20 protein-coding genes and 1 tRNA gene are annotated in these 23,044 nt (G+C 40.6%); 11 read left to right on the top strand and 10 right to left on the bottom strand.

All coding sequences use genetic code 11. The features are described from left to right. Positions 1 to 40 precede the first annotated feature (40 nt). The gene (locus IPN35_01620) at positions 41 to 3,100 is read left to right on the top strand and encodes an N-acetylmuramoyl-L-alanine amidase (GenBank protein ID QQS59566.1); all 3,060 of its coding nucleotides are present in this window, start codon (positions 41 to 43) and stop codon (positions 3,098 to 3,100) included. Positions 3,101 to 3,188: 88 nt separating this feature from the next. Further along, the gene (locus IPN35_01625; protein QQS59921.1) at positions 3,189 to 4,037 is read left to right on the top strand and encodes a pantoate--beta-alanine ligase; all 849 of its coding nucleotides are present in this window, start codon (positions 3,189 to 3,191) and stop codon (positions 4,035 to 4,037) included. An 8-nt stretch (positions 4,038 to 4,045) separates the two neighbouring features. Here the strand turns inward: IPN35_01625 and IPN35_01630 are convergent, their stop codons facing one another. Beyond that, a complete protein-coding gene (locus IPN35_01630; protein QQS59567.1) occupies positions 4,046 to 4,294 on the bottom strand; it encodes a hypothetical protein in 249 nt (82 codons plus the stop codon). 143 nt (positions 4,295 to 4,437) lie between these two features. On the opposite strand from IPN35_01630, the gene IPN35_01635 reads away from it, so the two are divergent. Beyond that, the gene (locus IPN35_01635; protein ID QQS59568.1) at positions 4,438 to 5,304 is read left to right on the top strand and encodes a hypothetical protein; all 867 of its coding nucleotides are present in this window, start codon (positions 4,438 to 4,440) and stop codon (positions 5,302 to 5,304) included. A 7-nt stretch (positions 5,305 to 5,311) separates the two neighbouring features. On the opposite strand, the gene prfB is transcribed toward IPN35_01635, so the two are convergent. Both prfB and IPN35_01645 read right to left on the bottom strand, forming a co-directional pair. Then, positions 5,312 to 6,418, bottom strand: coding sequence for a peptide chain release factor 2 (prfB, locus tag IPN35_01640; protein QQS59569.1), 1,107 nt, complete (start codon positions 6,416 to 6,418; stop codon positions 5,312 to 5,314). 125 nt (positions 6,419 to 6,543) lie between these two features. After that, positions 6,544 to 7,572: a hypothetical protein gene (locus IPN35_01645; protein ID QQS59570.1), complete on the bottom strand. Its 1,029-nt coding sequence runs from the start codon at positions 7,570 to 7,572 to the stop codon at positions 6,544 to 6,546. A gap of 97 nt (positions 7,573 to 7,669) precedes the next feature. On the opposite strand from IPN35_01645, the gene IPN35_01650 reads away from it, so the two are divergent. Both IPN35_01650 and IPN35_01655 read left to right on the top strand, forming a co-directional pair. Beyond that, on the top strand, positions 7,670 to 7,951 hold the full coding sequence (locus IPN35_01650; GenBank protein QQS59571.1) for a hypothetical protein: 282 nt from the start codon (positions 7,670 to 7,672) through the stop codon (positions 7,949 to 7,951). Beyond that, positions 7,948 to 8,811 (top strand): ATP phosphoribosyltransferase, encoded by an 864-nt coding sequence (locus IPN35_01655; GenBank protein QQS59572.1) that lies wholly within the window; start codon positions 7,948 to 7,950, stop codon positions 8,809 to 8,811. Before IPN35_01650 ends, IPN35_01655 begins: the two co-directional genes overlap by 4 nt. Before the next feature lie 3 nt (positions 8,812 to 8,814). Here the strand turns inward: IPN35_01655 and IPN35_01660 are convergent, their stop codons facing one another. After that, a complete protein-coding gene (locus IPN35_01660) occupies positions 8,815 to 10,206 on the bottom strand; it encodes an Ig-like domain-containing protein (protein ID QQS59573.1) in 1,392 nt (463 codons plus the stop codon). 215 nt (positions 10,207 to 10,421) lie between these two features. Between IPN35_01660 and IPN35_01665 the strand changes: the two genes are divergently transcribed. From IPN35_01665 to IPN35_01675, 3 genes are all read left to right on the top strand, one after another. Continuing rightward, positions 10,422 to 12,029 (top strand): CTP synthase, encoded by a 1,608-nt coding sequence (locus IPN35_01665; GenBank protein QQS59574.1) that lies wholly within the window; start codon positions 10,422 to 10,424, stop codon positions 12,027 to 12,029. A gap of 47 nt (positions 12,030 to 12,076) precedes the next feature. After that, positions 12,077 to 12,991, top strand: coding sequence for a dienelactone hydrolase family protein (locus IPN35_01670; protein QQS59575.1), 915 nt, complete (start codon positions 12,077 to 12,079; stop codon positions 12,989 to 12,991). A 250-nt stretch (positions 12,992 to 13,241) separates the two neighbouring features. After that, a complete protein-coding gene (locus IPN35_01675) occupies positions 13,242 to 13,439 on the top strand; it encodes a hypothetical protein (GenBank protein QQS59576.1) in 198 nt (65 codons plus the stop codon). A gap of 548 nt (positions 13,440 to 13,987) precedes the next feature. Here the strand turns inward: IPN35_01675 and IPN35_01680 are convergent. Continuing rightward, a tRNA-Asp gene (locus IPN35_01680) sits at positions 13,988 to 14,064 on the bottom strand. A 157-nt stretch (positions 14,065 to 14,221) separates the two neighbouring features. Here IPN35_01680 and IPN35_01685 point away from each other — a divergent pair. Then, positions 14,222 to 15,502 carry an S-layer homology domain-containing protein gene (locus tag IPN35_01685; protein QQS59577.1) on the top strand — a complete coding sequence of 427 codons (1,281 nt, stop codon included), beginning with the start codon at positions 14,222 to 14,224 and terminating at the stop codon, positions 15,500 to 15,502. Positions 15,503 to 15,504: 2 nt separating this feature from the next. On the opposite strand, the gene IPN35_01690 is transcribed toward IPN35_01685, so the two are convergent. Together IPN35_01690 and IPN35_01695 are read right to left on the bottom strand one after the other, a co-directional pair. Then, positions 15,505 to 16,404 carry a CorA family magnesium transporter gene (locus IPN35_01690; GenBank protein QQS59578.1) on the bottom strand — a complete coding sequence of 300 codons (900 nt, stop codon included), beginning with the start codon at positions 16,402 to 16,404 and terminating at the stop codon, positions 15,505 to 15,507. Positions 16,405 to 16,469: 65 nt separating this feature from the next. After that, positions 16,470 to 17,222 carry a hypothetical protein gene (locus IPN35_01695; GenBank protein QQS59579.1) on the bottom strand — a complete coding sequence of 251 codons (753 nt, stop codon included), beginning with the start codon at positions 17,220 to 17,222 and terminating at the stop codon, positions 16,470 to 16,472. A 237-nt stretch (positions 17,223 to 17,459) separates the two neighbouring features. Between IPN35_01695 and IPN35_01700 the strand changes: the two genes are divergently transcribed. Beyond that, the gene (locus IPN35_01700; GenBank protein QQS59580.1) at positions 17,460 to 17,723 is read left to right on the top strand and encodes an RNA-binding protein; all 264 of its coding nucleotides are present in this window, start codon (positions 17,460 to 17,462) and stop codon (positions 17,721 to 17,723) included. A gap of 154 nt (positions 17,724 to 17,877) precedes the next feature. Here IPN35_01700 and typA read toward each other — a convergent pair whose 3' ends face one another. The 3 genes from typA to IPN35_01715 form a co-directional block, all read right to left on the bottom strand. Then, positions 17,878 to 19,674: a translational GTPase TypA gene (gene typA / locus IPN35_01705; GenBank protein QQS59581.1), complete on the bottom strand. Its 1,797-nt coding sequence runs from the start codon at positions 19,672 to 19,674 to the stop codon at positions 17,878 to 17,880. Positions 19,675 to 19,756: 82 nt separating this feature from the next. After that, positions 19,757 to 20,797, bottom strand: coding sequence for a hypothetical protein (locus IPN35_01710; GenBank protein ID QQS59582.1), 1,041 nt, complete (start codon positions 20,795 to 20,797; stop codon positions 19,757 to 19,759). Between the two features lie 373 nt (positions 20,798 to 21,170). Then, positions 21,171 to 21,758, bottom strand: coding sequence for a dCTP deaminase (locus tag IPN35_01715; GenBank protein QQS59583.1), 588 nt, complete (start codon positions 21,756 to 21,758; stop codon positions 21,171 to 21,173). A 51-nt stretch (positions 21,759 to 21,809) separates the two neighbouring features. Between IPN35_01715 and IPN35_01720 the strand changes: the two genes are divergently transcribed. Then, complete coding sequence (locus tag IPN35_01720) at positions 21,810 to 23,030, top strand: GtrA family protein (GenBank protein QQS59584.1); 1,221 nt, start codon at positions 21,810 to 21,812, stop codon at positions 23,028 to 23,030. Positions 23,031 to 23,044: the final 14 nt, after the last annotated feature.

The following is a 23,044-nucleotide window of genomic DNA, read 5'->3' on the forward strand; positions in this document are numbered from 1 at the left end:
ATTCGGAAAAATACCCTCCGCAATTCTTCTCCCGAAAAACATGAAATTTTTTTGGCGACTTCTCCTCCTTTCTTTTATTATTTTTCCATTTTTTTCGGAAAATGCTTTTGCTGATTCTTTTTGGTCGAAAACTGTTCCCTTGAGTGGTGGATATGCTGTTTTTTCTTCAGAAAATGCGGATTTCTTTTCTTTTTCTATTCCTGCTTCTTCTCGTGTGGAGTTGCAGAGACATGGTGAATGGATCCCTGTAGAAGTTGATGACGAGCAAGATCCAGACTCTCAGGTGAGCGAACTCCTTGCGGTTTCACAGGGTGAAAATATTGTTCTTCGTTTTTTCGGAGAAATTCCAAGATTTGTTACCGCAGACTTTTCTCAGCTCGACCCAATTGCCTCTCACGAAAATATAGTTGCTTCAAATACCTTTTCTCTTGACGGGCTTTCTATTGTTTCCCGATCTGGATGGGGAGCCGATGAATCGTGGCGTTATGCGAAAGAAGATGAAAATAATGGGAATACAGTAGATTCGAGAGATTCTGGGAAAGAAGTGAGTACAAAGGAAAAACAGTGCCTCTCAAATCAAGAGGCATATCCCGAGGAATTTGAAATACGAAGTGTCGTTTCATCAGAAAACGGAAAGAAACTTATCTGGCCATATCAATATAGTAAGCGTATTCGAAAAATTGTCATTCATCACACTGCAGAATCTGGAGTAGAAAAGGGATACTCCGCCGATGAAGTTCTTCGTGCTATTTATCGCTATCACAGTGTTTCACGTGGATGGGGGGATATTGGCTATCACTATATTATTGCTCCCGATGGAACGGTATTTGAAGGACGCGCAGGAGGAGAGAATGTGGTGGGAGGACATGTCTATTGCAACAATATTGGAACGATTGGTATTGCGCTTATGGGAAATTTTAATGAAAAAGATCCGACAACAGCTCAAGTTAATGCTCTTTCGGCTCTTTTGCCACGGCTTGCTAAAAAATACGAACTCGATCTCACTCAAAGTGAGTGGTACCACGGAAGAAATACGCAAAATCTTCTTGGACATCGTGACCTTGGGGCAACGTCTTGCCCGGGAGATAATCTCTATGAACTTCTTCCAAGTTTTCGGGAAATGCTCGATTACACCTCAGAAATTCGTATTACTCGCTCGACAAAAATTGATGGAGAACCTGCCGATTCCCTATTACCTTTACGTCTTCAGCCGGGAAAAGGGGAATATGTAACCCTCTCGTTTCGAAATACAGGAAATGCCGATTGGACGAGTTCTACTTGGCTCTTTGCAAGCCCTGGAGATGGTATCCGTGTTCAGTCTATTTCAAAAACTCGTTCGTATGTGGCAGCGAAAATTAAGGAACAAGTGGTAAAATCTGGAGAAGTGGGTCATTTTCAGGTTCGTATTGATGCCGATTATAGTCATGGAATGAAAACCATTCTTTTTGTTCCCGTTGTCAAAGATCAACGCATCAAAAACGCAGAAGTCCTTCAGGTCGTTAATGTAGAGGCTCCTGAGTGGGGGGGTGAGCTTAAAGAAACTCGATTGCAACCAAGGATTCCCGTTACGGGAAAAACAACATCACTTTCGGTAGATATAAAAAATACAGGAGGAACCGAATGGCTTTCGAATGACATTTCATTGCTCGCAACATTTCCAGATGGACTTCCGCCTCTCTTTTTGAAACTCAAGTCAAACACACTCCCCGGAGCAGTGGGAACGTTTACAGGAAGGATTCCGGCATTTCAAAAAAGTGGTAATAAAGAAATTTCTTTTCAGCTTCGTCTCGGCACAAAAAAACTTCCTATCACTCTTTCTTCTACGTTTTCAGTGGATATCTCAAAAAATAAAGCAAAAGCAGTAAGCTTTCCGAGTCGTGCTACGGTTGCTTCTCTTGATGAGCCTTTTGAAACACTTCTCCGTTTTTTTAATGATGGAAATACAACATGGGAAAAAAGCAATCTCTCTCTCTCTATTCTTCAGCGTCGAGAAAAAAAGATCCTCAAACCCGAAGAGTTCGCAATAGAACCAGAGGGAATCGCAACATTTCCGCTTGAAATTCCTGTTAAAAAGGGGGTGCAGCCGTTTGTGGTGATTCTCAAAGATGGTCAGCAGGAGCTGTTTCGCAAGGTTTTTCTTGTTGTTGGTGTCAAAAATTTTCAAAAAAAAGAAAGTGAGATAACAAAAAATATAACTCCAGATGCAAAAGACAATAATGTAGAAGCCGATTCATTTGGCATAGAAAAGAAAACCATTCGTATTCGACTCTCTTTTCCCGAAGATTTACAAACAGCGGAAATTACTGGAGAAACTGCTTTTGAAATTCGAGATGGAAAAGGAAATCTTCTCCTTCCCGGAAAGAAAGGGCAGAAGGTCTCTTTTCAGCAGTTGGGCGAAAACGTTGCGTTTCGTTCCACAGAAAGCAATGTTATTCGTATTCTTCCAAAGACACCAGCTGGAGTTTTTGAAATTTCGAACTGGAGTCGGATTCCCGCATGGGATACGGCAGGAACACATAATGATAATCGTTTTCGGGGAGTGTTAGAGTTTCGAATTCTTGACGGAAAACTCACGGTTATTAACGAACTCTTCTTAAAAGATTATCTTTTGGGAATTGGAGAAACGCTCGAATCGGATCATCTTGAAAAGAAAAAAGCAATTGCTGTCGCTGCAAGAAGTTACGCCGCTTTTTATCTTGACCCAGAACATCGAAAATACCCCAATATGCCGTATGATGGCTCAGATAGCCCTGCAGAATTTCAGAAATATCTCGGAGAAAGCCTTACGGAACGTGCTTCTGGTTGGCAAACAGCTGTCCAAGAAACGGAAAATAAAGTACTCACCTTTGAGGGTAAAATTATTAAAGCGCCGTTTCACACTTCTTCTGGAGGACAAACTCTCTCTGCCGAAGAGAAATGGGGTTGGACGGATACACCCTATCTTCCCTCAGTAGATGATCCGGGATGCTCTGGAAAAACTCGTCAAGGACATGGTGTTGGTATGAGCGGATGTGGAGCCGAATATTTTGCAGAATCCGGAAAAACGTATCAAGAAATATTGAGCTATTTTTATCCGGGAACCGCAGTTGAAGGTCGCTAATCTCGATATAAGAGAAAACTGTTGCCATCCTCATTTTTTTTGTGTATTTTCGCACTGGGATTAGGTTTTTCCTTCCGATTCATTGAAAATTTTATCCTCTCTTTCTGAGGTTCAGAATTGGCGTTTTCAGCACAATGATATCGCCTTTGTCCCGACAATGGGAGCTCTTCATGAAGGACATCTTTCCCTTATTGAGTTTGCAAAAAAATTAGAAAAACCCATTCTCGTTTCCATTTTTGTAAATCCTACACAATTTGGTCCGAATGAAGATCTCGACCGCTATCCGCGAGATAACGAAGGAGATACGAAAAAATTACAAAACGCCGGAGTTGATGCTGTTTTTTTCCCAACAGAAGCAGAAATATATCCTGAGGGAAAAACTCCAAAAATCCCTCCCCTCCCTTCTGTTTTTTCTGAGCTCGAAGGAGAAATTCGCCCAGGGCATTTTTTGGGAGTTGCTCAGGTGCTCACTCGTTTTTTCGAGATAATTTCTCCTTCTGATATCTTTTTTGGACAAAAAGACTATCAACAAACCGTTCTCGTAAAATGGCTCATCAGTGTCCTTCATATTCCCTCAAAAATTCATGTATGCCCCATTGTGCGTGAAGAGACTGGTCTTGCTATGTCGAGTCGGAATGCGTATCTCCAAAATGAAAAACGACATGTCGCCTCTGTTCTTTTCCGAAGCCTAGCGGAAGGGAAAGCACTTTTTGGAGCAGGGGAACGAGATCCTCGTATTATTCGAAATCGCGTTCTTGAAATACTTATGCAAGAGGCAGAAATTACGAGTATTGATTATGTGAATATCCGCGATGCTGAAACACTTGAAAAGATAAAGACCATGAATCAACTCACTGTCCTTCTCCTTGCTGTTCGCATTGGGAAAGTGCGACTTATCGACAATATGCTCCTCAAAGAAGAGTATTTAATGGCATAGGAAAAAAGCTAACGCTTTTTTTTGAAGAACATCCCGAGTTTATCTGAAAGAAGAGAGAAGATGCGAATGGGTTGATAGAGAATAAGATTTACCGTTTGTGTAATATCAGAAAGAGTTTCCGCAATATCTTTGAGAATTCCAAGAAGTGAAAAGACACGTGCACCAACAAAAATGAGAATGAGAATGAGAAAAAGCGTCCCGATTTGGATGAGAAGGCTCAAGAGTTCGGGAAACGTGTCGGGAAGTTGGATAGTCATATCCTCTTTTGAAAATCAAACTCATTGTTTCAGGCATTTTTGTTTTGGTCAATTTTTTTGTTCACTTTTAATATGGAAAAAGAAAAATATATGATAAAATAAACAATATTCTGGAGTACAGAATCATTAGAAAATAAAAAAACATGTCAGAAATTCTCCTTCCTGTATCGGAAGTTCCTTCAGAGCCATATCATAAATTTGGCAGAGGAATGCAAAAAATACTCACGATCATTCTGATTTTTGCCGTCTTTATTTTTGCCATTGCCTTCTTCTCTAAGGGGAAACTTCCTGAATATTCTGAAATTCATCCTTCTCTTATGTTTGATCCGGAACAGATTGATCGAGAGCGAAGTGAATTTTCTTTTGAGTATCGCGAAAAAACCATTTATGTGAAACCGCGTGCAGATTATACTATAAATGCGCTTGTTATGTCGCGGAACAATATCTCCTCTTTGGCGGATTCATATCACAACAATGATTCGGTAGATGTTCGTGATATTTGTGTAATGTGGGGAGAAAACCTTTCTAACAGAAGCTACCAGCATATAAAAGTTTGGAATACCTCTTGGACGTGCTACTGGAAATATAATGAGGATTATGGATTTCAAAGTTCTCGTATTGCGAATAACCATCTCATTGCTTCTGATCCAGATGTTCGAGAGCAAATCCTCAGTATTCGTGAGGGTGATCAGGTGCATCTTCAAGGAATGCTCGTTGATTATGGAACCACTTCTGAGGAGTACACAAGGGAAACAAGTCTCTCTCGAACGGATGTGGATGAGAATTCTCGTGGTGGTGGAGCATGTGAAGTGTTCTATGTAAACGCCATCGAAATCCTTCATCGGTCAACACCAACGTGGTATTTTGTTTTTTGGCTGTTCCAACAGATTATTATTTCCTGTCTTGCGCTGAAGGCGATTCTCTTTCTCCTTCGTCTTTTTCTCGAAAAAAGAAAATCTGATCGTTTGCTGAAAATGCGAGAAATCCGAAATGAATTCGTATTGAAATAGACTTATTTTATGAGCGTCTTGTGGCATCCCATTCAAGGTAAGCTCTTAAAAATCCATCAATTTCTCCATCGAGAACCACATCTGGATTTCCCGATTCAAAATTGGTACGAAGATCTTTCACCATTTTGTAGGGATGGAGAACATAGCTTCGGATTTGTGTTCCCCATGCGGCTTCTGTAATTTCTCCACGAATTTCCGACGCCTTCTTTTCTTCTTCTTCACGTTTTTGAAGGATGAGTTTTGCCTTCAGAATTTGAAGTGCTTTTTCTCGATTTTGATGCTGGCTTCGTTGATTTTGACACTCCACCACAATGTTTGTGGGAATATGAACAATACGCACGGCAGAGTCTGTTTTATTGACATGCTGTCCTCCTGCCCCACTCGCACGAAATGTGTCAACACGAATATCTTTCTCTTCAATTTGAATTTCCCCATCCCCATTTTTGAGCACTGGAGTCACTACAATTCCCGCGAAGCTCGTCTGTCGGAGGTTTTTTGCATTAAACGGTGATTGACGCACGAGTCGATGCGTTCCCTTTTCCCCCCGAAGAAGTCCATACGCGTATAATCCTCGGATTTCAATGAGAGCGCTTTTCATTCCGGCCTCTTGCCCATCTGTCTTTTCATGAATTTCTGCAGGGAATCCTTTTTTTTCTGCAAATCGAAGATACATCCGAAGAAGCATTCCTGCCCAATCTTGTGCTTCGGTTCCGCCTGCACCGGCGTTAATTTCAATAATGGCATCAGAATCATCAAATTCTCCGGAAAAAAGGAGATCGAGTTCATATTCTCGATACTTTTCCTGAAGGAGTTCATATTCTTGGCTTATCTCTTCACATTCCGGACTTTTTTCTGTAAGCATTTCCGCAAGTTCTTGGAGTGTTTCAACATCTTTTTCAAGATTTTCCCAGCGTTCTGTCATTCTTATGAGATTTGCCACGGATTGCTGGAATACACGAGCCTCATCGGGTTTTTCCCAGAGAGCTGGATTTTGCATCTCTTCTTGTAGACGAGAGAGCTCTTCCTTTTTCTCTGAAAAATGAAGGCAATCCATGCCACGAAGTATATTTTTTTTGAGTTCTGAGAGACTGTTTTTTAATTCTTCAAGTGTCACACTTTATAGGAAATACAGCGCATATTCTCCCTATTTTTTGTGAAAATGGCAAAAGGAAAAACCCCTGCTTTTGGGATTATTATTGTTTTCTTGAGATAAAGGGTTTTTAGTATTTCCAGTTTTTTTTATGAATCTTCTGCGTCGGAGATGGTAAATCCATCTTTTTCAATCTCGTTTTGAAACGCTTTTGCTATTTCCACTTCTAAGCGATACCCAGCAGGGCAGTCGCAAGCCGAACAGAACACCATGCCCTCAAGGGGAACTTTTTTTACTTCTAAAAGAGGAATTCCTTGTTTTTCATAATAATCTTTGATGATTGATATTTGTTGATCGTCTTTTGCAGGATAATTCTCAGTATTATGATTCTGGAGATATTCTTGCTCCCATGGATTTCCGAGGCATTGTATTGGAAGTATGCTCATCCAAATGGTTTCCAAGGTTTCTTTTTTCTCCCCAGAGCAATTTGCTTGCATGTTTTCAGGGAATTTTTCGATGACAAGCGTTGCGCAAAGGGGGTAATTTTCTCCGTGAAAAATCATCCGCCACGATCCACTTCGAAGCTTCGCAAAAAAATGATATGTCTTTCCATCATTGTTTACTATTGAGCCACGAATATGAGTTCCTGTTTCCTCTTCTACAAAAATCCGACTCATCTTAGTAACAGAGGAAGACATTGTAGGGTCATTCTTCATTACTTCAATCGCTCCATGGGTGAGTTTTTCTCCAAGAGAGAGATTGGCGCATTGTATTTCTGTCTCTTCTCTTGTTTTTTGTAAAACGCATGCCTCTTTCTCTTTTTGAAACCCAAAAATATCCCCATCATTTTTTTCTAAATGATAACGTTCTGTGAATCCTTTTTCCTCAAAAAATCTTGTTTCGTTTGCCGAAAGAATAGGATTCCATGTTCCTGAGAGCATATATCCATCGGTAAATTTTTGTCCGACAAATCCTGTCACACTTTTCACCATAAGGAAGACCTTTTCCTTTTGATTCATGTTTTGTGTGCTCAGATTTTCTGTGAATTGAGAGAGAAGCTCGGTCAAATTATCCTGACTCATTCTTTCTACTGGAGGCATTTTTTCTGTCTTTTCCTCTTCTTTCGTACATCCCGAAAACAAAACAAGGAGCGCCAGAACGGACAAAAAATTCTTCATGCCCCTTATGGTAAAGACTTCTTCTGTGGGAAGCAAAACTCTTTTTCTTGACACTCCTCTTTCCCTTTTTTAATGTATTAATACATTAACACACTCTGTGAAAAACTGGAAAACTGAAGAAATGGAATCTTTTTTTTCTGCTATTCTTTTGCTCAAAACTTCAGAAGAAGTGGGGGCATTTTTTCGTGATGTTTGCACACTTTCCGAACTCTCTGAAATGTCGCGTCGGCTTTTGGCGGCGAAGATTATTCATTCAGGAGCTTCCATCCGTTCTGTTGCGGAGCAAACGAGTCTCTCAACAACAACTGTTTGCAGGGTTTCTCATTGGATGAAGCAGGGGGCGGGGGGATACGATTTTATTTTTTCTCGCACGAAATGAACACCGTTTTTCGTCTTGCTATTCAAAAATCTGGACGCATGGGAAGTGTATCACAAGAGCTTCTCCGAAAGGCAGGATTCGATTTTCATTGTGATGAAAGGGGACTTCTCGCTCGCGTTCATTCGTTTCCTCTTGAGATTCTTTTTTTGCGTGTCGGAGATATTCCCGAGATGATTGCCGATAAGGTGGTTGATTTTGGAATACTCGGTAAAAATACAATTGCAGAATCTCCCCGAAATTCAGAAATAAAAATTATTGACGATCTCAAATTCTCCTCCTGTCGCCTTTCGATTGCTGTTCCGAATGATTCTGCTATTGTTTCGCCAGCCGATCTTTCTGGAAAGACTATTGCAACGAGCTATGAACGTCTTTTGGGAGGGTATCTTATGAAAGAGAAGCTCTCTGCAACTATTGTCCCCATGAGTGGTTCTGTGGAGATTTCACCAAAAATGGGAATATCAGATGCCATTTGTGACCTTGTTAGTTCTGGAAGCACGCTTGTTGCAAATCATCTTCGAGAAGTGGAAAGCATATTCTTCTCTTCCGCTGTTTTAGCGACACAAAAAGACTTTTTAGAAAATGAAGTTTTTGAAGAATTTCTCCTTCGCATTCGGTCGGTGGCAAATGCAAAAAATCTTAAATCCGTGGTTATGAATGCTCCTAGAAGCAGTATAAAACGTATTTCAGAAATTCTTCCTGGACTTGGAAGCCCCACAGTAACTTCTTTGGCAGAAAAAGGATGGGTTGCCATTCATTCTGTTGTTCGAGAAGACGAAGATTTTTGGAAAAAAATCACCCGTCTCAAGGAGGCGGGTGCGAGTGGTATTCTTGTAAGCTCTATTGATCGTATTATCTTCTAACCATTATTTCTTTCGTCGAAGTCGCATGAGTCCTCCAGCGAGGGCGCTCATTCCAAGGAGAAAAACTCCTCCACCTGTTGCGGGAAGTGCGGGAAGATTTACAATTCTAATAATTCCAGCGCTCTCGTTTCCTGCAATATCCGTCGTAGTGATTTTATAGGCAACGGTGGTGTTTGGATTTTCTGGAATTTCCACTTGTCTGGCATCTTTTCCGAGTCGAGAAGAGCCAGCCCATGTTGTTCCCCGATTAAGACTGCGATAGAGAATTTGATCGCTTAAATCTCCTGCACTATTAATACTTGGTGTCCACGCAAGTGTCACAATCCACTTATCAATTTGTGCCCGGATAGAATCAACAAGGTTGGTAACGTCTTCTGGTGGAGTAACATCTTCTTCTCCAGAACTGCTGGTCACATTTAAAACGTTTTCGAGATCTTGCTGACTTCCTTCTTCTCCACTCGTGCTCCCATCATCAAGTTGATTTAAGAGATCATCAAGGCTTATTTCTTTATCTCCTCCCGTTGTTGTTGTCGTCGTTCCTGTTGTTTCCTGACTGTCGTCAGTACTCGTGGGCGTATAGGAGCTTTCGGGAGATTCTGTACCATTAAATCCTCCAAAAGTTGCAGAATCGGTACTTCCACTCTCTACGGGATTTCCATCGATATCGGTGATTTGAGCAGAAGCCGTGACACGATATGTTGTTCCGGAAACGAGTGATTCTGTTGTTCGAAGAACAACTTCCGATTTTTCTTCGGACCCTGAGGTAGTATTATATTGAGCACTTTCTACAGTGATAGAATTTTGTGAGCCCTCTTCTTCTGTTATAGAAAAAGCGAGTTCGGGCGTACTACTTGGAAGAATAATTTCTTCCGAAAAGAAAACGAGAAGTGTTTTGCTTCCTGTGGTTTCTGCAGAAATAACAACGGGAGATTCAGAAAATTGTTGTTGCATATCACCGACTGGTTTTACTGAGATTTCTTGACTCGGAAGACTTTCGCTCTTATCGGCAAAAATACCAATGACGCGAAAATAGTATGTTGTTCCATTTGCAAGATCATCTACCTTTGCGCTTGGAAGATTATCTTCCGTTTCTAAAAAGAATTCATATTCTTCTGAGGTTCCGGCTTCTACAGAAGTTGGACCATATTCAATACGATATTTCGTCGCTTCTTCTCCTTCTGTATCGTAGGTTGTATTCCAAATAAGAATCACTTTTCCGTTTCCGGGAGTCCCTAAAAGTCCTTCTACGACCCCAGAATCTGATTCCGCAAGAATTTGTTCAATTTTTTCGTCAAAAAATCCGTGTGTTGGAGTAGCGAGAAGAAAGATTGATGCCAGAAGAATTCCGCCAATTCTTATGCTTCCCCTCGCTGTGGAATATATTTCTTTTTTCATTTTTTGTTTTAAAATATATGATTCATTTAATTATATAACATAAAATATATTTTACGCAAATCTTTTATTTTTCTTAATTTATAAGCATTTTTCTGGATAATAAGTTTTACTATTTTATTTTTTAATATGAGAACACTCGAAACACATCATTCAATAATAGGAAAATATTGGGAATACATTTTGCGTTTTTTTTTGTCTTTCCCTACTATGCGTTCGTGCCAAAGTTTGTTTTTGTTACTGGCGGTGTTTGCAGTTCCTTGGGAAAAGGAATCGCTTCCGCTTCCATTGCTAAAATTCTTAAATCCGCAGGATTTCGTGTTTCGGTGCAAAAACTCGATCCATATCTCAATGTCGATCCAGGAACCATGTCGCCTTTTCAACATGGCGAGGTCTTTGTGACAGATGATGGCGCTGAGACAGATCTCGATCTTGGGCACTATGAGCGTTTTATCGATGAATATCTTACAGAATCTTCGAGTGTGACTACTGGGAAAATTTATCGACACGTTCTTGAGAAAGAACGTCAGGGAGAGTTTTTGGGCGGGACTATTCAGGTAGTTCCTCATATTGTGGACGAAATTAAGCAGCGTATTCAAAAAGCGGCAGAGGCAACGCAAGCCGATGTTCTTGTGGTGGAAATTGGTGGAACCGTGGGGGATATTGAAGGGGAGCCATTTTTAGAGGCAATTCGACAAATTCGTCAAGAGCGTGGATCGCACAATGCTGTTTCTGTCCATTTAACCTTATTGCCGTATCTTGCTGGTTCGAAAGAACTCAAAACAAAGCCAACACAGCTTTCAGTTCGCGAGATTCGTCGTGCTGGTATTCAGCCGGAAATTATTGTTGCTCGTGCAGATCAAGAGATTCCAAAAGAGCTTCTCCTAAAAATTGCGAAGTTTTGTAATACAAAAGAAGACGCTGTTTTTGCGGCACCAACTGTGAAGAGCATTTACGAAGTTCCGCTTATTTTTGAAGATCAAAAAATTGCTGCCGTGCTTGAGCGAGAGTTAAAGCTTCCAAAAATTCGTCCAAAAATGTCCGAGTGGAAAAAAATGTTAGAAAATATGAACGGGACTCACGAATCCATAAAAATAGGAATGGCAGGAAAATATACGGGGCTAGAAGATGCTTATCTTTCTGTTATTGAATCCATCAAATTTGCCGCATATTCCGTGAATCGTCAGGTGGAAATAGTGTGGATTGATACGGAAAAGATCGAGAAGGGCGTACAAAAGGAAATGCGAAAACTCGAAGAAATTTCTGGAGTTATTGTCCCAGGTGGCTTTGGAAATAGGGGGATAGAGGGGAAAATAGCGGTGGCAAAATATGCAAGAGAAAACAACCTTCCGTATCTCGGACTTTGTCTTGGGTCACAAATTATGGCAATTGAATTTGCTCGGAATGTTTTGGGAATTAAAAACGCTACGAGTGAAGAGTTTCAGCCACATGCAAAAAATAAAATTATCCATTTTCTTCCAGGGCAATCTGAGAGCGTTCGAAAGGGAGGAACTTTGCGCCTTGGCGCGTGGCCATGTGTTGTCCAAAAAGGAACAATGACGCATGAAGCCTATCAAAAGGAGGAGATTTCTGAGCGTCATCGACATCGTTATGAGTTTAATCTCGAATTCCGAAAGCCTTTTGAGGAAAAAGGATTCCTTTTCTCTGGCATGTCTCCCGATAATAATCTTGTGGAGATTGTTGAAATTGCTCGTCATCCGTTTATGATTGGTTCGCAGTTTCATCCAGAGTTTTTAAGTCGTCCCGGAAAGCCTCATCCGCTTTTTGCATGCTTTTTACAAGTCGCAACGAAATTGCAGAAGTGATCATTTTTGTCGTTTTTTTGAAAAAAGTTTCCCCCATCCTCCTTGTCATGAAAAATATTCTTCTTCTCACTTTTTCTATTCTTTTTTTTTCGGCATGTTCTTATCCTCAGTCTTCTGAAACTTCTAATTTTCCAGAACAAAAGGAAGACATGAAGATAAGCACGGACGATCACATTGGGTGTCAAGAGGGTGAGATTATTAATGGAAAATGTACCGTTGCGGAAGATGGCAAAAAAAATACAGATCTTTTTGAGAATATCGATTTTCTGAATGTTTTGGGGAAAGAGGTGGTGTATGCAGAAAATATCCACGGATACCTTGCAGAACCAGAAGAAGAGGGGGTGTATCCTGCTGTGGTGATGATTCATGAATGGTGGGGTCTTAATGATAACATTCGTGATATGGCGCGCCTTTTGGCAAGCGAAGGATATGTAGTGCTTGCAGTAGATTTGTATAATGGTGAGGTGGCAGAAACTTCCGAGCAAGCAGGGGAGCTTGCGAGTGGTGTTCGAGAAAATACAGAACAAGCGGTGGCAAATATGCGGAGTGCTATTTCGTATCTCCGCACACTTCCAAATGTAGAACAAGAAAAAATTGCTTCTCTGGGGTGGTGTTTTGGCGGACAGCAATCACTTAATCTCGCACTTGCATCAGACGATCTCTCTGCAACGGTGATCTACTACGGACAGTTGACGGATGATACAGAACAACTTCAAAAAATTCATTGGCCAGTGATGGGAGTGTTCGGAAGTGAAGATACAAATATCTCCGTAGAAAGCGTTAATGCATTTAGCGATGCGCTGAATGCGCTTTCAATTCCGAGTGAAATCTATATGTACAAAGGAGTGGGACATGCCTTTGCAAATCCTTCGGGAGGCAGCTATGCTCCCCAAGAAACGCTGGATGCTTGGCAGAAAACCATTGCTTTTCTTGGAAAAAATCTTAAGGGAGAATCAAAATAATCTTTAAACACACAACCAGAAGAAGGAGCGCAGGGAAATACAAAATCAGAATAAGAAGTATTGGAAAATCCTGTAAATACAGAATTGGAACAAAAAAACCTAAAAAAGTCTTCAAACATAGGACTGGAAGAAAGAGCAATAAAAGAAGTTTCCGTGGAAATGTTTGATTTTTGGTTTTTACCAAGTGTATTAGGGACACCCTAGGGAAACCATTTATATAAAACTATCAGAAAGAGGTAAAGACGATTTTGTGATTGATGAGCTCAGAGTTCTGAGCAGGGTTCTTGAGGAAGGAGGAGAAACAACGGTGGAAATTACTATTCCAGAGGATGCCGTAGGAAAGGGATGTGCATTCTATTGTAATATTGGATCACACAGGGCAAGGGGAATAGAGGGGGGTGTTAAAGATTTTGCAAAGAACCTATCTCTCAGCAATAACACTGGATAGGAGGTAAAAAGATTTTGGTCAGGATCGGAGGGGGTGATAAAATCCTAGAAAAGCTCAACAAAAGACCATGAAAGTGTATTTACTTTTAAAAACCTTCAGAGCGTCTCCGTTTTCTTGTTTGGTTGTATGCTTGAATAATTCATTGAAGAGGAATTTTAACACAACTTTGCAAGTACAAGAAGTCCAAAGGAAATAGCATCACATTTTTTTTCCAGAAAGCCAAAATATTCACGATAAACTTATATAGAATTTTCATGAAGAAAATGAATATTCAAAAACCCCCTTTTTATTTTGAATCCATTTTACTGCTTCTATTGATCCTTCTGCATATGAAAAATTATTTTTTTCCTTATCCGTTACTATAAAATCCAATTTTAAATAGTCTTTATCAGATTAAAAATGAACTACGAGGATATTTTGATTTAAAAGAGTTATTTTTGCCTTTGAATTTCGAGTTTACACACCTCTATAAAGCTGACGGCAAGGAGGCGGTGTATAGAAATAAAAAACCCCTTATCTATAATCCAAGGTGTTTCTCAGTACAATGATGGCGGGATGGACGGGACTCGAACCCGCGACCTCCGCCGTGACAGGGCGGCGTTCTAACCAACTGAACTACCACCCCGCGTGGTAGGCGAAAGAAATCCTCTCATAATCGAAACGAGAAGGCAAGTTTTTTTCTTTGCACTCTTTATATACTTGGAGGAAAGGAATTCCATGAGATTTTCTTTTCAAAAGAGAGGTATCTGTGCAAGAATACAAGATGATTTCTCTCAAGAAAAATGCGAACAAAATTGATATGTTTTACATTCCTCCTTTTTGGATTTCCCTTTTTGGCGAATGCAGATTTTTCTGATGTTCTCGATACCACTCGTTATGCAGAGGATATTCGCTTTATTGCCAAACAAGGTTTTATCCAAGGCTATGGTGATGGCACTTTTCGTCCAGAGCAATCCATTACTCGTGCAGAATTTACAAAAATACTTCTGTTATCAACATTTCCCTTGGAAAAGATTGCTGATTGTACAAACATCTCTTTTCCAGACGCCGCCCCCGGAGAGTGGTATATTTCTTATCTCTGTTTTGCAAAACAAGAGGGGATTGTAAAAGGATTTCTCAATGGAACATTTGGTCCAAATGAAGACATTATCTATTCTGCCGCCGCAAAGATTATCGTGAATACTCTTCTCGAAAAACAAGAGGAACAAGAAGGGGAAGATTGGTGGCATCCATTTTCTCAGGCACTTTCCGAAAAAAATGCTGTTCCTCCAACGGTAAAAGGAGGAAATCATCGTGTTACCCGTGGAGAAATGGCATACATGATTGCTGTACTCCTCAGAGAAAAGGAAAAAATAGCAGAAGACGAAAAGATTGCGGAGGAGGAGGGCGCCAGCAAAGAGGATGAGAGTGGTGCGGAAGAGAAAGTCACTCCTGAAGATGTAGAAACAGAAGGTGTTCCTGAAAATACAGATACTTCTCATGAGGAGGTTCCAGAAAAAACATACACGAGCGATCACCTTGGGCTTTCATTTTCTTATTTTTCTGAAAAAGAGGGGAAAGAAGTTTTTGTTTTTGAAATTGGAACAAAAATTATTTTGGCTGTCCCTAACTCTCAAAATGATGATGACTTTGCCGCTTGTGTGGCAGATGGACTCTGCTCTGAACGAGATGGAGAGCGATTTTCTCACGTGGATGCTTTTTATGTACTTACAAAATCAACCCAAGACGAAGATTTTTTAGATGCCATCTTGCGAAAAATTAGTGAACTTGGAAAAGATCCAGATGATTGTAACCTTCAAAGTCCTCCGTATACTGTGGAGAATTGGATGGCGACTCAGCTTTCGGTGGCACACCCAAAAGCACTTGATACAAATATGGGGGCGGCGGAGAAACGAAATGCAGAAGAACAGGAGACCATAGAGAAATGTAGTTTCTATGCTGGTGGATATGGACGGAGTTTTTTCCTCTATAATCCAGATGCGTCTTACTCTTATTTTCTCTATCTTCCTTCATTTGGAGAACAAGGACGTGTTGTGCGCTATGAAACTCTCCACTTTGAGTAGCATTACCAAATCTTTTTCTTTCGGAGATACCAAAATGAGAGGAGGACGAGACCAACGGATCCAACAAGAATTCCAAAGACAACAACAAGAAAAGCAAGTCCGCTGTTTTCGAAGGTATTTCTAAGATTCATGCCAAAAATACCAGTGACCACAGCAAATCCCGAAAGAATAGCAGTAAGAATAGAAATAATGAGATCAAACCGAATAATGAGATTTCGGCGATTCGCCATTTTGAGAGTAATAAAATCTTGTGTGTCATCAACGTGTTCGTCAATCTCATGAATACGATGGGAGAGGTCTTCAAACTGTTCCCATGCATGTTCAATAACAGATTCCATTTCTTTTCGCTGGGGTGATCCGAGGCAAAGAGATTCTATTTCCTCCTCATCTTTGAGAACATCTTCAGTAGCTTCTTCAGCTTCTCGAACACTTGTTTGTAGTTTATTGAGGTGCTTTTTTGTGTTAAGAAGCATCTCAAAATATTCATCAGATGTTGTTTTTTTGAGTCGAAGAAGTATTTTTTGTGCGGAACGTTCTATGTTTTTAAACTCTCGTTGTAGCATTTCAAGCGCGAAATTGAGAGTGCATTCTAGGATGCGGAGTTCAAAGCTCGCTTTTGGATTTCCGTCTTGCGTGCGCTGAAGCATTTGAGGAATCATTTCTTCCACTATTTCTGGTTGATTTCTGTGAAAAATGGTGGCGAGTTCTTTTCCAATAATTACTTTTACTTCCCCAATATTTATGAGAATACCAGTTCCCCGTTGTGAAATGGTGGAGAGCTGTTTCACAGAGAAAACTGGACGAAGATCTCGTGAATACATCTCAAACTCGTGTGCAATCTCAGCCCGCTGTGCTTCTCGGTGTCTTTGCTCTCCTTTTGCGGTTATTTCAATAACATCCATATTTTTTGAAATGATGAGAGAGGCTTCTGTGTTGAAAAGGAAGCCTCTTATTTTCTCGTATTTTTCTACTCTTCTTTTTTCCCCGAAAGCTTTTGACGAATAGCTTCTGCCGCATCATCCTCTTTTTCTTGTCGATCAACTTCAGTCATTTCCATTTCGAGCTCATCCCATTCTTGTTTCTGTTTCGCTTCGAGAGCCTCCATTTGTGCTTGATGTTCAACATCAAGTTCAGAAAACTTTTGCTTTTCTTCCTCTAAAATGCGAATAAGCTCATCGACCTGTTCTTGGGTAAGGCGAGGAACTGCCTCAATTATACGGCGCTTCTCGTCTTTCATGAGTGAAGCGGATCCGGCAAGAAGACGAAGGAATTTGCTCTCGTCAATCTTTAGAGAGTGCTTAGGGAGTATTATTGTTGTTGTGAAGGAATCTCCTCTGCCAAACTTTCCAATAGGAGTAATAGGTTTTGGTGGTGGAGGAGGTGCTCCATATCCTGGAGGAGGTGGAGGGTAGCCGTATCCTGGTGGGGGAGGAGGTGGGTAGCCGTATCCTGGTGGAGGAGTCTGCTGTGCCATTGCTGGGTCATAAGGAGGATAGCCATATCCTGGAGGAGGTGGAGGGTAGCCGTATCCTGGTGGGGGAGGAGGTGGGTAGCCATATCCTGGTGGAGGAGTCTGCTGTGCCATTGCTGGGTCATAAGGAGGATAGCCATATCCTGGAGGAGGTGGAGGGTAGCCGTATCCCAGAGAGAGATTTCCATTTTGTCCAGATTGACCACCGGAGGGTGGTGTTCCTGCTGTTGGTTGTTGATCGTCGCTCATAAAAAATGGGGGTGAAGAATCGTTTATATTATACCGAAAGAAAAGGATATTTTCAATTTTTCATTGTTGCATTCTAAATTATGGATCATGTGGGGCTTGACTTTTTTCTTGACTCCTGCCTGTTTGTTGTTTACCATGATTAGCGCAATTTTGGAACCCGTTCCCTTAAAACACTTTTCTGACCTTAAGGACCAAGAACGAAGAACGAGAAATTGTGTTTTATTTTTTTAACATTTTATGGCTACGGGAACGAAGCTATTTGTCGGAAACCTCTCATGGGGGGTAACTGACGACTCTCTCCGTGAAGCATTCGAAGAATGCGGAACGGTTCTTTCAGCGGCAGTAATTACTGATCGTATGACTGGTCGCTCTAAGGGGTTTGGTTTTGTAGAGATGGGAAGTGCAGCAGACGCTCAGGCGGCTATTGACGCTTGGAATGAGAAGGACCTTAATGGACGAAATATCGTAGTAAATGAGGCTCGTCCTCGTGAGCAGCGCTAAAAAGAGTTTTGATTCTTAGATAAGAAAAGGGTTGCGATGAATTTCGTGGCTCTTTTTGCGCATTCCATTGATATATTGCATTTTGTGTGCAAAGAATAAGGGGAATTTTGTTCCCCTTATTTCATCTGTACTTCTGTGAGAAGTGGGAAGATTTCTATTTCCCCATACGCTTTCTTTCGTTTTCGCTTCGATATTTTTTTCGTAGACGGATGTTAAGTGGTGTTACTTCAATGTACTCATCATCGTTGATGTATTCAATTGCTTTTTCAAGAGTCATTTCTATGGGGGGCACTAAATTGATAGCATCGTCTTTTCCACTTGCGCGAACGTTTGTTAGCTTCTTTTCCTTCAATGGATTTACCGTTAAATCCGACCCTTTGTTGTGTTCGCCAATAATCATGCCTTCATATACTTTTGTTTGTGGATGAATAAAAAGCGGACCGCGTTCTTGTAAATTCCAAAGGGAATAGGCAATGGCCTCTCCATCGGCTCCAGAGATGAGCGAGCCCACTTGGCGCTTTGCTATTTTTCCAAGGTAGGGTACGTATTTTTCAAAAGAGTGATAGAGAGTTCCTTCACCTTTGGTGAGAATAATAAATACTCCTCGAAATCCAAGAAGTCCGCGAGTGGGAACAAAAAATTCCAAGAAGGTGTTTCCACCCTCAGATCTCATATTTTTCATTTCTCCTTTTCTTTTTGAGATAACCTCAATGATTGAACCAGACATTTCCTCGGGAACGGTAATGATAACATTCTCGAGTGGTTCATGTATTACACCATCTTCCTCATGAAAGACGACTTTTGGCTGAGAAACTTGGAGTTCAAACCCTTCGCGTCGCATATCTTCAATAAGAACCGCAAGATGCATTTCTCCTCTTCCGTAGACCTTAAATGAGTCGGAGGCATTTGAAAACTCTATCTTGAGTCCAACATTCGTTTCAAGTTCTCGCTCAAGACGCTCCCGAATATTTCGAGAAGTTACCAGTTTCCCTTCTTTTCCTGCAAGTGGAGAATCGTTCACCATAAAATCCATGGCAAGCGCTGGAGGGTCAATAGATATTGCCTTGAGAGGATCAGTATTTTCATTATCTGTCACTGTCTCGCCGACATAAATATCAGAAATACCGGCAAGTGCAATGATATCCCCGCATTCCGCTTTTTCTGTTTCGCTTCTTGTGAGTCCAAGAAACGTGAAGAGTTGAGTTACTTTCCCTTTTCGCATTTTTCCATCTGGCGTTTTTATAAAGACATTTTGTCCTTTTTTGAGTGTTCCTTCTCGAACACGACCAACAGCAATACGCCCTAAAAAGCTATCATACGCAAGTGTTGCGGGCTGAAAACGAAAGGGGACTGATTCGTTTTTTGGAGCAGGCGAGACTTCTTCTAAAATCCAGTCGAGTAGTGGAGTGATATCCTTTCGGTCTTCGTCTAAATTCCTTATAGCAACCCCTTCGCGAGCAATGGCATAGAGGTGAGGGAAATCGAGCTGTTCGTTTGTTGCTCCAAGAGATGCAAAAAGATCAAAAACCTCATTGATTACTTCATCTGGACGTGCGGTAGATTTATCGATCTTATTCACTACAACGAGCACTTTCAGTCCGAGTTGCAAAGACTTTTGGAGGACGAACTTTGTTTGTGGCATTGGTCCTTCATAGGCATCTACCACCAAAAGTGCCGCATCCACCATACCGAGGACGCGTTCAACTTCGCTTCCAAAATCCGCATGTCCGGGTGTATCAACAATATTTATTTTTGAATCTCGATAGTGCACAGCAGTATTTTTTGCATAGATAGTAATTCCACGCTCTTTCTCTTGGTCATTGCTGTCCATTACTCGTTCTTCAACAATTTCATGTGCGGCGAATGTTCCGCTTCCCCTCAGGAGAGCATCAACAAGAGTGGTTTTTCCATGATCAACGTGAGCAATAATGGCGATGTTTCGAATATCCATTTATGAAAAAAAGGGATTGGAGTATGCCGGAAAAAAACCGGTCTGCAAACACAAAAATAGTCTTTAGAGTAGGAGAGGAATATTATTTTCCTTCTTGTGAAGAAGACGAGGAAGAGTAGAGCGTTTTTAGAAAATATTCATAAGGTTTTTTTCCTTTTTGAAGAAAAGCAATGAGCTCTGTTGTTCTCAAAAAAGCTTGCTCCATAAAAGCACGCTCTTTTTTGTGACATTTTTGGAGTACTTCATTAAGAAGATCGGTTTGGCAAATAATTCTTTGAATTTCTTCTATAGTATTTTCATCAATATTTTGTACTGCTTTTGTTTTTTTTGTGAGTTTTTTGAGGCGACCGGGATCGGAAACAATATAATCTGCTCGGCAGAGATTGGGAATTGCAAATAGGAGGTGATGACAAAATTCTCTTATACGAAAAGAAATACGTTCTTGAAGTGCATAAATATCTTTTTTCTCTCGAATATCACGAAAAATAACTCCAGAAATATGAACCTCTGGCGGTTGTAACAAATAAATATGTCTCGACTGAACATCTTCTTCTTGAGCAATATTTTTTGTGATGATCCCAGCATTTAGACCTTCGACGAGAAGAACGAATTTTCCAGAAGGAATATCATACCTTTGGCTTCCGGTAAAATCTCCGTTTTCATAACAGTCCTCTACTTCTTCTCTTTTTCCTTTGTTTTTTGGAGAAATAATTTTCTGAAGTACCCGTCTTTGTTTCTTGGTGTCGTAAATATATCGTAGAAACTCTCTGCCCGATTCCGTCATCTTTTGGCGTTCTGCCGATCCTCGTGCGGTTCTAAAATAATGATCAGATTCTACAAGAACGCAAGGAATATTAATCTCATTGCAGGTTTCTTGGACGAGTTTTGTAAATTTCCCTTTTCCGCCTGATGAAGGTGATGAAGTAGAAAGGAGAAGAATCCTCTTTTCTCCGCCAAGGAATTCCTGAATATCCATTACAATCTGCGAAAGACATTTTTCATTTCTGAGGAATTCACGCGCATTCTTTTTTCTCGGTGGCAAATCTGGATCTTTATAGCATGATGGTGTTGCCATCCTAATAATATTTTGAGGAGTATATTGTTCGTATTTCGAAACAGACATACTGTAAAAATAAGGAGAGCTATCCTTTCATGCCGAGAGTCGGGCTGTCAATGTCGGTAAAGTGATTTTAGATCTTATTTGTAATCCATATCCCAAGAGAGCCCCCAATAATTGAGAAAACCACAGAGGTCAGCGAAAATGTTTCGATTCCTAATATCATACCAAAATAACTCCCCAAAGAAGAGCCAATTGTCATACCAAAGAGAATGAGTGTTTTTTTTGACATCCATGACCAAGAAAGGTGTGCACAGACCATGAACAAGAAGGATTATAACATACTTCTCATTTGCCATCCACATAAAATGGTTTTCACTCTGGGGGTACAGTTTTTTGTCTGAATTACGGTTTTTTATGAAGTGTTGTTTTTGAAGAATTATGATTTCCGAAAAAACGGATCCTGATAAATTCTGCTTTCTTGTGGTAAAACTTGATCCTGATACTTTGATGTTTTTTTCTCAGAATAGGGGACAAGTGCTGGACTACTCATAGTTTCAAAAGCAAGCTGGCATACTCGCATTCCCGGATAAAGTGCCACGGGCATTCGATTGATATTTGTAATTTCGAGGGTGATAGTTCCCGTAAATCCTGCATCTACAAAACCCGCAGTAGAATGAATAATAATGCCAAGTCGTCCGAGTGAACTTCTTCCTTCAACGCGTGCCACCATATCATTTGGAATGTGAACCTTTTCAAGTGTTACACCAAGGGCAAATTCTCCAGGCTGTACAATAAATGGTTCACCACTTGCCACTTCAATGAGCCTTGTGATTTCTTCTTCCTCTTTCATTTTCAATGGATCGAGCACAGGGAATCGTCCGTGTTCGTAAATTTTAAAATACTTTCCCAACCGAAGATCGAGTGAACTTGCGCCAACCTGTTTTTTCCAGTTTTCGTGAGGAGATTCTATGCGGATTTCTCCGGCATTAATTTTGGCAAGAATGTCTCGATCGGAAAGAATCATAATTTTGAAAAACGAGGATTATTGTACGGAGAACTTTTTTCTTTGAAAAGAGTGTTTTTTAGAATCTTTGAGAGAATCTCTCTTGAGAATCACATTTTCTCGTGGCAGAGTAAACGAGTTATGGTCATCTCTTCCCCCCTTCGGCATCCACCCGCTCCTTTTTTTCGCTACTGCGTTGTGGGCGGATTGGGAACTACTATTGATGTGGGAACAGTTTTTCTTCTGGTTCATTTTTTTGATTTTCATCCGGTGTTTGCCGCTTTTTTTGGCTTTTTCCTTGCAGTCATCAACAATTTTTTACTCAATAAATTTTGGACATTTCAAGATACGTCAAAAAACTACAGGAAACAGGGGATTAAATTTTTCCTCGTTTCTCTTGGCGGTTTACTTCTCACTGTTGGCTTTATGACTGTTTTTTATAATGTTTTCCACATTCATTACCTTATTGCCAAAATTCTCACCTCTGGTGTGGTGCTCTCGTGGAATTTTTTTGCGAATAAATATTGGACATTTCGATTTGATCTCAGACACATTCCAGTTCCGAAAATGTTTTCGTATGAAGTGAGTGTTGTGATTCCGGCATACAATGAAGAGTATCGTATTCGAAATACGCTTATTCTCATGAATCATTTTTTTCAGTTGAAACATATTTCCGCGGAAATTATTGTGGTGAGCGATGGCAGTACAGATTCAACGGTTTCTGTAGTACAATCACTTTCTCATGATATTTCCCATCTTGTTCTTTTGGAAAATGAAAAAAACAGAGGAAAAGGACATGCGGTATCTTGTGGAGTAATGAAAAGCTCTGGAAAATATATTCTCCTAGCAGATGCAGATGGCTCCACGCCTATTGAAGAGTATGAGAATCTTCGAGGTACACTTTCTTCTCGTGATATTGCTATTGGCTCTCGATATGCAAAAGGAAGTAAGGTTCGTCGGGCACAATCTCGCTCACGCGTTCTCTTGGGGCGCATTGGGAATTCTATTATCCGTTTTGCGCTTATTGATGATATTTCCGATACGCAATGCGGATTTAAACTCTTTTCTCACAAGGCGGCGAAAGAAATTTTTTCTCGACAAAAAATATTTCGTTTTGCGTTCGATGCAGAAGCCTTGGTTATTGCCGAGTCATTGGGCTATTCCATTTCTGAGGTTCCCGTTAGCTGGTATAACTCTCCCGAAAGTCGAGTGCGTCCCTTGCGTGACGCAGTGCGAACATTTTTGGACATTCTTTTTATTAAAATAAATCTCTGGTCAGGGCGATATTTTTAGTGCATTTCCTCACT

It is taken from the genome of Candidatus Peregrinibacteria bacterium (genome assembly GCA_016699755.1).
GTDB lineage: Bacteria > Patescibacteriota > Gracilibacteria > CAIRYL01.